Annotated in this window: 11 protein-coding genes and 1 pseudogene; 7 read left to right on the forward strand and 5 right to left on the reverse strand. The window is 45.6% G+C overall.

Going from position 1 to position 10,832, the window contains the following annotated elements:
- The 4 genes and pseudogenes from RH949_RS24490 to RH949_RS24505 all read left to right on the forward strand — a co-directional run.
- Nucleotides 1-205, forward strand: a pseudogene (locus tag RH949_RS24490) (hypothetical protein); the annotation flags it as partial.
- Nucleotides 206-410: 205 nt separating this feature from the next.
- Nucleotides 411-1,610: an ABC exporter membrane fusion protein gene (locus RH949_RS24495; RefSeq protein ID WP_006102400.1), complete on the forward strand. Its 1,200-nt coding sequence runs from the start codon at nt 411-413 to the stop codon at nt 1,608-1,610.
- 101 nt (nt 1,611-1,711) lie between these two features.
- Entirely contained in the window at nt 1,712-2,881 is a 1,170-nt protein-coding gene (devC, locus tag RH949_RS24500; protein WP_446356813.1) for an ABC transporter permease DevC, read from the forward strand.
- Between the two features lie 153 nt (nt 2,882-3,034).
- Complete coding sequence (locus RH949_RS24505; RefSeq protein ID WP_446356815.1) at nt 3,035-3,793, forward strand: DevA family ABC transporter ATP-binding protein; 759 nt, start codon at nt 3,035-3,037, stop codon at nt 3,791-3,793.
- Nucleotides 3,794-3,919: 126 nt separating this feature from the next.
- Here the strand turns inward: RH949_RS24505 and RH949_RS24510 are convergent, their stop codons facing one another.
- Nucleotides 3,920-5,116, reverse strand: a complete 1,197-nt coding sequence (locus RH949_RS24510; RefSeq protein ID WP_446356817.1) for a relaxase/mobilization nuclease domain-containing protein — start codon at nt 5,114-5,116, stop codon at nt 3,920-3,922.
- Nucleotides 5,113-5,463, reverse strand: coding sequence for a plasmid mobilization protein (locus RH949_RS24515; RefSeq protein WP_446356819.1), 351 nt, complete (start codon nt 5,461-5,463; stop codon nt 5,113-5,115). Before RH949_RS24515 ends, RH949_RS24510 begins: the two co-directional genes overlap by 4 nt.
- Before the next feature lie 820 nt (nt 5,464-6,283).
- Here RH949_RS24515 and RH949_RS24520 point away from each other — a divergent pair.
- Entirely contained in the window at nt 6,284-6,652 is a 369-nt protein-coding gene (locus RH949_RS24520; RefSeq protein WP_006102457.1) for an HNH endonuclease, read from the forward strand.
- 136 nt (nt 6,653-6,788) lie between these two features.
- Here the strand turns inward: RH949_RS24520 and RH949_RS24525 are convergent, their stop codons facing one another.
- The 3 genes from RH949_RS24525 to RH949_RS24535 all read right to left on the reverse strand — a co-directional run bounded on the left by RH949_RS24525 (nt 6,789) and on the right by RH949_RS24535 (nt 9,717).
- Nucleotides 6,789-7,283, reverse strand: a complete 495-nt coding sequence (locus RH949_RS24525) for a hypothetical protein (RefSeq protein ID WP_006102570.1) — start codon at nt 7,281-7,283, stop codon at nt 6,789-6,791.
- Nucleotides 7,284-7,306: 23 nt separating this feature from the next.
- Nucleotides 7,307-7,852: a GNAT family N-acetyltransferase gene (locus tag RH949_RS24530; protein ID WP_446356822.1), complete on the reverse strand. Its 546-nt coding sequence runs from the start codon at nt 7,850-7,852 to the stop codon at nt 7,307-7,309.
- Between the two features lie 62 nt (nt 7,853-7,914).
- Nucleotides 7,915-9,717 carry an SWIM zinc finger family protein gene (locus RH949_RS24535; protein ID WP_446356824.1) on the reverse strand — a complete coding sequence of 601 codons (1,803 nt, stop codon included), beginning with the start codon at nt 9,715-9,717 and terminating at the stop codon, nt 7,915-7,917.
- A gap of 222 nt (nt 9,718-9,939) precedes the next feature.
- Between RH949_RS24535 and RH949_RS24540 the strand changes: the two genes are divergently transcribed.
- The gene (locus RH949_RS24540; RefSeq protein WP_446356826.1) at nt 9,940-10,548 is read left to right on the forward strand and encodes a reverse transcriptase domain-containing protein; all 609 of its coding nucleotides are present in this window, start codon (nt 9,940-9,942) and stop codon (nt 10,546-10,548) included.
- Nucleotides 10,535-10,741 carry a hypothetical protein gene (locus RH949_RS24545; protein WP_446356828.1) on the forward strand — a complete coding sequence of 69 codons (207 nt, stop codon included), beginning with the start codon at nt 10,535-10,537 and terminating at the stop codon, nt 10,739-10,741. Before RH949_RS24540 ends, RH949_RS24545 begins: the two co-directional genes overlap by 14 nt.
- Nucleotides 10,742-10,832 lie beyond the last annotated feature (91 nt).

Consider the following 10,832-nt stretch of genomic DNA (forward strand, 5'->3'; position numbering starts at 1 on the left):
CTTCGCCCTAATTACAGACTTTGATTTAACTCAAGATTTGATTGAACTTCCCGCCAATCTATCCGGTACATTCAGCTTAGGTGCAACCCCGGCTGATGTTCCCCAAGGAACCGCCCTATTTTTCGATAATGACCTGATTGGTGTGATTGCAGGTATTACTCCACAACAACTCAGTTTAGACAGCGATCGCTTTGTCTTTGTCTAGATAATACTCCGTTCTCGAACAGGGAACAAAAGATGGGAGAGATACCCTTCTACTCTTCTACTTCACTAAGTACCTGAATATCAATTCTTTCCGCTGTACTAGGAAATGCAAAGAAGCCTCAAATCCCTACTGTTCCCTGTTCGGTGATCTCAACCGTTAACGTTAATGAAAGCCCGACTACTTACCGCTCTTCACACGAGTGACCATGAACCTCCAATCCTTACCTAAGCCTTCAAATCGAGGAATGCTTGTCCTGATTATTACCGCCACCGCGATCGCAGGGACTACTGCATTTTATGGTATTTCCCAAGTTCAACCCACCAGTCAACCCTCTGAAGTTCGGCAAACAGTACCCACAGTTCGCCAAGTCACCGCTTTGGGACGCATCGAACCCGCCGCCGAGGTGATTAATGTTTCTGTCCCGGCGACGTTAAGCAATGATCGGGTGGGTCAACTGTTGGTGCAACGGGGTGATTCCGTTGAGGCGGATCAGGTGATCGCGATTATGAATTCCCAAAATCGTCTGCAAACTGCCTTACTCGAAGCCCAAGCCCAGGTCAAAGTCGCCCAAGCTGAATTAGCCCAGGTGAAAGCCGGGGCAAAATCTGGAGAGATTGCGGCTCAAAAATCGGAAATTGTTCGCCTTCAGAAAAATCTAGAGGGGGAACTTGCCACCCAACAAGCCGCGATCGCTCGTTGGCAAGCTGAAGTCAAAACTGCCCAGGCTGAGTATGATCGCTATTTGTGGCTTTATCAAGAAGGTGCGATTTCGGCTTCGGAGTTAGACCAAAAGAAACTGGTTCTGGACACCACTCAAGCACAATTGAACCAAGCCAGCGCTCAACAAGACCAAAGTGCGGACACAATTCGGGAGCAAATCCGACAAGCTCAAGCTAACTTAGATAAGATTGCAGAGATACGTCCCGTTGATGTGCAGATCGCCCAAGCGCAGGTGGATAGGGCGATAGCCGCCGTGAAAAAAGCGCAAGCGGATCTGGCTGAAGCCTACATTCGCGCCCCGATCGCTGGTCGAATTCTGGATATTTATGCCCAATCTGGAGAAGTGGTGGACGCCACAGGTATCGCCCAGTTAGGACAAACCAGCCAGATGCAAGTCGTCGCAGAAGTCTATCAGACTGACATTGGTGAGGTTCGGGAAGGTCAAACTGCAATGATTACCAGCTCATCCTTTTCCGGTGAACTGCGGGGAACGGTTCAACAGATTGGATTACAGGTGCTGCAACAAGAAGTTACCAGTGGTGAACCGGGAGAAAATCTAGATCGCCGGGTCATCCAAGTGAGAATTGGACTCAATCCAGACGATAGCCAACGGGTGGCTAATTTAACCAATTTGCAAGTCCAAGTGGCGATTCAACTGGATGCGCCATCCACGACGACTCAGTAAGTACCTAAATTTTAATTTAGTCAGGTTGAGTTAAAAATTGTCAAACTCCTCAATCTCTTACTATTCCCTGTTAAGAGTTCCCTTTCCTCACCATCATTGCCATGTTTCACCAATTCTTCCGCAAAACGCCACTTGCTTGGTTACAAATGAGTCGCCAAAAGGCACGGTTGCTGGCTGCGATCGCAGGCATTGCCTTTGCTGATTTTCTCATGTTTTTTCAACTGGGAGTCAGAGATGCTCTCTATGATTCCCAGGTTCGTCCTTATACGACACTCCAAGGGGATTTATTTTTAGTGAATAAATTGTCAGATAATCTGGCATCGATCAAAAGTTTCTCACGAGCGAATCTTTATCAAGCCGCAGGCATTAATGGTGTCGAGTCCGTTAGCTTACTATATATTGGTCAAGCCGCTTGGCGCAATCCGGATAACCAAGCCAGTCGTCAAATCTTTGTCTATGGAATCGAGCCGAATCAGCCCGCGTTTAATTTGCCGGATGTGAATCAACAACTCGATCAACTGAAGTTATTAAATCACGCCTTATTTGACCGAGCCGGAACCCTGGATCAAATTGGCGATGTTCCCGCGTTGCTGGAAGAAGAGAATCCGCTTTCGGTTCAGGCAAATGATTTGCAAATTCAAATTGTGGGATTATTTACACTGGGTAGCTCCTTTTCAGCGATTGGTAGTTTAATTACCAGTGATTCTACTTTTTTGCGCTTGTTTCCTGAACGACAAGTAGATGACATTGATTTAGGGATTATTCAAGTCAACTCTGATGCCAATATTGAGCAGGTACGGTCAGATTTACGAGAGATTTTACCCGATGATTTACTGATCTTAACGATTGATGAATTTGCCGCTCGTGAACTTGCCTATTGGAATACGGGATCGGCGATCGGCCCAACGTTTAACCTGGGTGTGGCGATTGGCTTTTTGGTGGGAGCGGTGATTGTTTATCAAATTCTTTACACTGATGTTTCTGATCATTTGCCTGAATACGCGACATTGAAGGCAATGGGCTATAGTGATGCCTATCTGATTGGAGTTCTCACTCAAGAGGCTTTGCTGTTAGCCGCTTTGGGCTTTGTGCCAGGGTTTTTACTCTCTAGTGGACTGTATAACCTGTTTCAGTCTGCCACACTTTTACCCATTGGCATGAAACTCTCTCGTGCGATAACGGTGTTGGCATTGACGATGATTATGTGTGTTGGTGCCGGCGCGATCGCGTTGCGAAAATTGCAGCAAGCTGATCCGGCGGATATTTTTTAATCGGGAATGGGGAATGGGGAATGGGGAATGGGGAATAGTAAGGATTTGATTATTCTGAAACTTTATTATTAAAGCGGACAAAGTTTATGTTTAAATAATCATTAATTAAAGTTATTTTAAGCCTCCCAAAAATCACTAAAAATAGTAGAAAAGATGCCCAATTATACTTCACCAATTAACCCTGTAATTTCAGTTCACCATCTCAATCATTACTTTGGTCGAGGTGAACTCCGTAAACAAGTATTATTTGATATCAATCTAGATATTTACCCCGGAGAGATTGTGATTATGACTGGACCATCGGGTTCAGGGAAAACCACTTTATTAGCACTCGTTGGTGGATTGAGATCGGCTCAAGAAGGCAGTCTCACGATTTTGGGACAAGAAATGTGTGGTGCGAGTAAGCGTCAACTGATGCAAGTGCGGCAAAAAATTGGCTATATTTTTCAAGCACACAACTTACTTACATTCCTAACGGCGAAGCAGAATGTCCGCATGTCCTTGGAACTGCACGATCGCTACCTGAATCGAGATATCGATCGACTCGCAACCGAGACACTCAACGCCGTTGGTTTAGGCGATCGCCTCAATTACTATCCAGAGAATCTTTCTGGGGGACAAAAACAGCGAGTTGCGATCGCCCGTGCGTTAGCCAGTCATCCCCAAATTGTCCTGGCTGATGAACCGACGGCTTCCCTGGATAAAAAATCGGGTCGGGATGTTGTCGAAATTATGCAGCGTTTAGCTAAAGAGCAAGGGTGTACAATTTTGCTGGTTACCCATGATAATCGGATTCTGGACGTGGCTGATCGGATTATTCAGATGGAAGATGGTTTTTTGGTAGAAGCAGCACAGGATAAGTTTTTGACGACTTCCATGCAAGCAGGGGGAGGAAATCGGAGTTTATCGTGATGTCAAAAGACAGGTTATTGTCTCCCCCATTTTCAACCTAAGTATACCCCGCATAACTAATATTTAATAGTCATTTTTTTAGTTATTGGATTTTACCGCAATCTATTTAGGATTGTTATATATAGGTTAAAATTTAACAAATGAGTGGTTTTTGTTTTGTTGAGGTTTGTTCAATTGTGCTAATTGAGCGTGAATCTTTTTAAAGTCCCTGATGTGCTGGTCACTGAGGAAAGCCGTAAGGGGTTCCCAGGTATTTTCACTCGATTTAGCCCTCATAATTTCAGTATTAGAAGGTAAATGAATTAGGGATAATTGTCCAGCTTTTAGGGTGGCTTGGTAATTCCTTCCTTTGAGACAGTTTGTCTTTTGGCTAGCCAGCAAATTCTTGAGAACTGTGGCAACAAACTGAGTGCGATGCCATTGAGTGGAAGAGACTTGAGTCGAGTTTGTAGAGCGGCTATCAGAGGGAGGTGTTTTTGAGTTACACAATTGCTGGATTTGCAGATAATCCCTGGAAGAATCATAGCTGACGTTTCGATACTTTTGCAGTCCCCTTAGGGTATAAGCCTTTCCCAGTCGGGAACCTTTAAAAGCGAGTCCCTTAAAGCCATAGCTGATACCAGTAAGGTTTCCGGAGTCGTTGGCAGAAATGCGGACATTCACATCGGCTGTGGTTAGTTGTTTAATTAGGTTAGGTAACGTCAGAGGAATAGAGGTGAAGTGGTCAATTGTTTCCTGGAGATGCTGCTTGATAGGTTTCTCTGGGGGAGATAAACGCAAACCCCTTTCGTATTGGAATGTCTCCCGTCGGCGTCGCCGTTCCTGTCCAGTGGAAGGAGCCTGTTTTTCACTGTCCCAACTTGGTGTTACTGGGGTAAGATTATACTGTTTTTCTAGTTCTCTGAGGGTTCGTTCAGAACGCTTCCAGTCCATCCAGGAGGATACGGTTAATCCATCGGTGATTTGCACCCGATTGACTACAATATGGAAATGCGATCGCACTTTACCTTCTTCGGTGGTTGTGTCGTTATGAGAGTAGAGAACCCACTGGCATTCAGAACATCCGATTTTGTTCAGGTAGGTTTGAGCAAATTGCAAGACTTGGAGTGTAGAGAGTTTTTCGTCGGGGTGGGGACTTAAGGAGATGTGAGCAACGGGAAATTTGACTCGGTTGGAACGGCGGGAAACCAGGTGGAAGGCTTGAGAGAATTCTTCTCTGGTGGTGCCTAGCATATTGCCACCCAGGTATTGGGCGTCGGGTTTGCTTTCAATATATCGTAGCAGACTGTTGAAGTCGGAGCCTTTGGTGATTTTGCCAATCATTTTTCGTCTAGGGATTCAGGTGGGTTGAGGAGTTGGGATTGTACAGTTTTGAGTAAGTCGAGGACTTGTGCAACGGCTTCTGTGGCTTCAGCGATATTGGAAATGTCTTGTCCGGATGTTACAGCCGCGTTCATCGCTAAAACCTGTTGGTTGAGACTGTTGCTGATTCGACCCAGTTGGAGGACTAAGTAGTAGTTGACCTCTGGTGGTTGAGTGGGTATTTCTCGCCGGGAAGCGCAGCGTCTGAGATATTCGGAAAGACTTATCCCAGCTTTTTGAGCTTTAATCAGCCAGCTTTTTTTCTCAGTCGGTGTGACTCGGATTTTAATTTCAGTTGTTTTGTTCATGGTTCATGGCGGCTACCTGTTTTAGCTGCGGGAGGAAAGGTGTGGAGTTAGGTGCTGATTCCGGAAGGGGTGTTAACCGGGGTTTGGAGTCTAAATGGGGGAACAAACACTTGGCTTGCTCTGGTAGTGGGGAGCTGTATATCGATTAACCTAGCGCAAAACTGATTCATCGGATCGATTTTCTTTAAAAAACTATCCTAAGGAAGATTATTTGGGGCAAGTTTGGAATTTTTAGGAGGGATAATTGAGGGGAATAGCTGATAATATTCACTCAAAACTGTAAGGTGTAAGGGCTTAGGTTAGCGTCAATTGGCTAATAATACGCTAATTGGGTGTAATTTTTCCCTCACTTGTCCCTCATTTTTTGAGGAAAATACTCAGTAAAAAGTACAGATGTGCCATGGCACGTCTGTTTAAGGTCAAAACGGGAATTGTTTAGTTGCTGAGGTGACTGTTTTTTAGGAATTTCAGTAGATAATTCGGCGATTGAACCGATGTTCTAGGGATAGCGGGGAACGGAAAATAAATCTAATGCAGCGCGGCTTCAAATACCAACCTGTTAACAGGCTGACGAAAAAGCAGATATCATAAACAAGTGCAACCTGGGAGCTTTTGTACGAGCGATCGCTATCCTAGTGCAAGAAGGCAGAAATAACTGAACAGCTAATATCTCCCCCCGCTTCCCCTGCTCCCTCTGCTCCCCCTGCTTCATCGTATCTACGAAGCTGCTCAAGTATTTTTATGCCCGCTGCACTAGCAACCCCATTCCGAATACAATAGTTGTGCTTATCGCTGTTCTCAGATACTTTTTCTCCCGAAGATGCCAATCAACCGCCAGCGCTACGCCGATAATTGGTCAGACATCGCCCTATCTGTCAAAGAAGCTGCTCTTTGGCGCTGTCGCCACTGTGGGAAACAATGTCTGCGTCCAGGCGAAAAGCCATCCAATCTCACTCGTTCGGAGTGGACAATGGCGACGCTATCGGTGCATCATGCTAATTTTATGCCAGAGGACAACCGACTGTCCAATCTAATTCCTTTGTGTACGCCTTGTCATATCGCTGTCCATGGGGGACGCAATGGTAATGTCTCTCCCGGTCAACTGTCCTTGTTTAGCTATATTTATGATGAGAATGGGGTATTGAAGATTATTCCAAATATCCATTTATTCTCTCTAACTTCAAGTTGAGAAATCAGCATCCTACGTGCACTATCAGTTGATTATCGCCTTGAAACAACTCAACGATGAACGAGCCATTTCTCATCGGATTGAGAGGTTACAGATGCAGAACCTCACAACAGGAGTTGGAATATCATTACACGGCTTAAGCCGTCTTCGCCGTTTGCACCCTCTCGATTACCTGTTCGCGCACGGAGTTCCCAGCCGTTACCGCAATCAGTTCCCAGTCCTCTGGTGTCAAAATTCCCTGCAATAATTCTTGTAACCCAGCTCGAAGTGGCTTAGAACTGCTATCTCTCTCTGGGCTTGCTAAATCCTCCTCCAACACAGCTAATAACCGCTCCTGCACCTCTGGTGTAGGATGAAGCAACCGCTCCATCAGTAATCCTCGTCCACAAATTAGCGCGGCTTCGGCTCCTACTCCTAAATTCCAATCCACCAGCAGTTCCTTGAATTCTCGTATTACAATTGAGCGCAACCGAGCCAACTGGCTATATCTCTCTGGATGAGCCATCACCGCTCCTAGATTAGCACCCCAGTCAAACCCAGCGCTAATATCACAGTCCGCTTCATCCTCAATGCGAACCGCTTCCCTCAGCCATTCTGAGTCATAGGTGAATGTTTCCCAATCAAAATGCATCTGCTATTGCCCTTACTGATTAACTACCGTCTGAGTCGTCCATACTCGAAGTAAATCAAATCCTCTTTATCAGAATCAGCTCCAAAGTTCATCATATTCCTTGAATCGTAGAATCTTTCTGCCCCAGGTAGTGCATGGAGAGCGACTCTACCTTCATATCCCAAGTCTAAACTCCTGAACCTTGCAAAGTTTAATAATAAGGTTCCCACACCCTTCAACTCAGGGGGTCGTTGAATCGCCCTTCGATTCCAAGGTGCCGAAGCTAGGGCTTCGATGTAGATAAGTCTGTGTCCGACTTCAACCTGGGAACGATGCTGCTGAGTTTCAATCCATAGTAATCCTTGGGTTTTTCCCTGGTACTCGATGGCGTAACTCTCATAGTTGTCCCTAGAAATAGAAATGCGCTTCTTAAATAGCCAATCCCAATACTTATCCTCTTGACCATATAGCCTGAGCTGTTCTTTCCATAGATTTTCAAAGTCATCAATGTGGTTCTGTGCGAGAGTCAGTAGAACCGCCTCAACGACTTGATTATCAATACCTCGAATAAGCTGTACAGAGCGCTGCAAACGTAAATCTCCTTATCCTCCTCATCCACAAACCAACCATTCAGTTACGATGGCGGAAGTTTTTAAATCGTCTTAAGTAACCCCATCAACTTATACTTGCGAGCGTGAGTCGTCATCAACTGAGTTCGGTAATCATTCCATTCACTCTGTTGCCCTAACTGGAAATAAGCAGCGCGAGCTTTTTGCAACCACTCCACCGCTGCATCGTAAGCCTTCGCTTTACCCTGATTTATGATATCTTCTGCATGGTGACGAGCTTGTTCAATCACCCATTCTGGGCGATGGAAAATCGCCACATCCATTACCCGATGGATTAAGGGGTCACGACAATAACGTCCTAATGCGGCAATGGCATCATCAATTAACTTTTCGTGCAAGAAGATATCCACCTGGGCTTCTTGGGTACTCCAACTATCACATTGCCGCAGATGTTCAAGCAAGTCACCTTGCACCGTTAACCAGTTCTCCCCGGCTAAATGCTGCACGCTTTGATAATCTTTGAAAGATGGCTGTGCTTTAAAGGCTTCTATTCGGGCAGAAAGTGCCGCTTTTTGTTCACCCAACCCCTCGGCTAAGTTACTCGTCCAGTCTGCCAGTTGATAGCGATGGATGCCCAAGGGTTTATACTGGCTTAGGGTTGCCCAATAGGAATGAGATGGCATGGATTCTGGAAGTGTTAGTCCATGTTGAGCAATTAAGAGAGCTTCAGGTATAGCATCTTGTTCTCGCAGTGCTTTGGCGACTTCTAATGCTTGTTCAACACAGGTGAGTTGATTTTTTTGTGCCATCACCTCATCTACACGCCCCAGACGAGTTAACATCGTCAAATATTCTGGTTCAATCGCTTCAGCACGGGCAAGATTGAGGTATTCTTCCTGCCGTTGTTGACGTTCTAAGATAGAGAGGCGTATCCGAGTAAGTTGGTCAGCATCATCGGGACGATTATCCTCCCACAAATCTGTTGATTCTCCCCGTAAGACAGCCTGTAATGCCAAATCATCCCACCCTTGACGCAAGGCGGCTGAAGCTAAGTTAAACGTTGCTCCCAACCGATCTTGCCAGTCTTCTAAATTGATTTGTAAATCGACTTCCTCACCGGGTTGAAATTCAGCGCTTAAAATTGCCTCAGCCCAAACTGGATCAAGGAGTGACATTAAATAATCACTATCCCCACCATACTCAACTAGGTCATCCCAATCTTCGGTACAAGCTTGGGTAATGGCTTCTAGAATAACCAGCGCATTATTGCCATCGCCTTGTTCACTAAAGGCTTGAGCCTGTGCCAAAATATCGGGTAATTCCTCTTCAATCGGGTTATCCTCATATCCCTCTTCCCAATAACGCAAGGCATTTCTCATCAGAGACTTAACCTGAGAGCGATAGGGTTGGGGATTTACGGATGTTTGACGTTTGGCTCTGATTGGAGCTTGGGGAATGGGTTGGGTGATTTGGGTAACAATGTTATCAATATCGTCAATTAACTCTGGCTGCTTGGCGACCAATTTTTGGATCAGCCCTTGTGTTTGGACAAGATTGAGTTGATCTAGTAATTGCTCTAGGGAAGGGCGCTCTTGGATAGTTTCGGGTTGGTGCAGACAAAGCAGTGCTGTGGCGACAATATGCTTGCACCATCCTTCAAAAGTATAGGCACAGGTGCAATTTGCCTGTTTAATTCCAGCCCGGTCAAATTGGAGGTTGACACGGTAGGGTTCAACTTCGTTGCCTTCTACGGTAGCTTGGATGGTATTGCCTCTGGAGCAACAGCTCACCACTGCACCGGAGTGATAGTACTGTTCACCACGCTGGAATACTTTGGGTGTTGTGCGATCGCGGTAATGGGTTTCAAGTAGCTCAGGTATTGACATGTTTCCCTCGGAGACGGGCTTACCTCTTGAAGCTTACAATGCTTTCTATATTCGGCGGTTGAAGTAACCCTATCAACTTATACGTGTGAGCGAGATTTAGTTCTGTGGTGTTGAAGTCATATCCTAATTTATATACGACACCTGAGAACTCAAATACAAACTCATATTTGCTGTCCTCACAATGGAACCGTTGGCGTTTACAGGGAGGGGTATGAGTTGTTGATGCGATTAAGTTTAGCTCAGTTGGGGGCGGCTTGGGGACAGGTGCGTCGAGGGAGTCGGAGTGCGGGGATTGATGGGATTACGACGGATTGGTTTGCTTTGGTAGTGAATGAGCAACTGGCTGTGTTGCAGCATCAATTGCAACAGGAGTGTTATTATCCTTGTCCAGCTAAAGGGTTTTATTTGAATAAAGCTAAGGGGGGTAAACGGTTAATTGGAATTCCGGTGGTGCGGGATAGAATTGTTCAGCGTTGGCTGTTGGATGAGATTTATTTACCTCTGGAAGATGCCTTTCTTGATTGTAGTTATGCCTATCGCCCAGGGCGGGGAATTCAGATGGCGGTGCAGCATCTATTTTCGTTTTACCAGTTTCAACCCGCTTGGGTGTTGAAGGCGGATATTACTCAGTTTTTTGATCATCTTTGCCATGCGCTGTTGCTGACGGATTTAGAAGATTTGGGGGTAGAACCGATTCTTCTGCAACTGATTGAGGCACAGTTAAATGCTGGAATTGTGATGGGTAAACAGCGCTTCTTTCCGAGTAAGGGAGTATTGCAGGGGGCGATATTGTCGGGGGCGTTGGCTTTCTTTGTATTTGACGGAGTTTGACCGCCATTGTTTGAGTCAGGGAATTAATTTGGTGCGCTATGGGGATGATTTTGTGGTGGTGGCTGGGGATTGGCTACAAGTTAATCGCGCGTTGGAGCAAATTACGCAGTGGTTGGCGGATATTTATCTGACATTACAACCAGATTGGACTTTGGACAAAATCAGTATTTTTGCGTATTACTTACGCAAATAAAATAAGGAACAATAACTCCTCTATCTCAGCTCGAAGAAAAGCTCAGAAATACCGGATTTAGAAGGTTACAGAGTAAAGCTTAGGAGACTTG

Source organism: Coleofasciculus sp. A1-SPW-01 (assembly GCF_040217205.1).
GTDB lineage: Bacteria > Cyanobacteriota > Cyanobacteriia > Cyanobacteriales > Coleofasciculaceae > Coleofasciculus > Coleofasciculus chthonoplastes_A.

Coding starts and splice junctions, on each gene's coding strand:
- RH949_RS24495 (WP_006102400.1), top strand. CDS start 411: ATGAACCTCCAATCCTTACCTAAGCCTTCAAATCGAGGAATGCTTGTC.
- devC (WP_446356813.1), top strand. CDS start 1,712: ATGTTTCACCAATTCTTCCGCAAAACGCCACTTGCTTGGTTACAAATG.
- RH949_RS24505 (WP_446356815.1), top strand. CDS start 3,035: ATGCCCAATTATACTTCACCAATTAACCCTGTAATTTCAGTTCACCAT.
- RH949_RS24510 (WP_446356817.1), bottom strand. CDS start 5,116: ATGATTGGCAAAATCACCAAAGGCTCCGACTTCAACAGTCTGCTACGA.
- RH949_RS24515 (WP_446356819.1), bottom strand. CDS start 5,463: ATGAACAAAACAACTGAAATTAAAATCCGAGTCACACCGACTGAGAAA.
- RH949_RS24520 (WP_006102457.1), top strand. CDS start 6,284: ATGCCAATCAACCGCCAGCGCTACGCCGATAATTGGTCAGACATCGCC.
- RH949_RS24525 (WP_006102570.1), bottom strand. CDS start 7,283: ATGCATTTTGATTGGGAAACATTCACCTATGACTCAGAATGGCTGAGG.
- RH949_RS24535 (WP_446356824.1), bottom strand. CDS start 9,717: ATGTCAATACCTGAGCTACTTGAAACCCATTACCGCGATCGCACAACA.
- RH949_RS24540 (WP_446356826.1), top strand. CDS start 9,940: ATGCGATTAAGTTTAGCTCAGTTGGGGGCGGCTTGGGGACAGGTGCGT.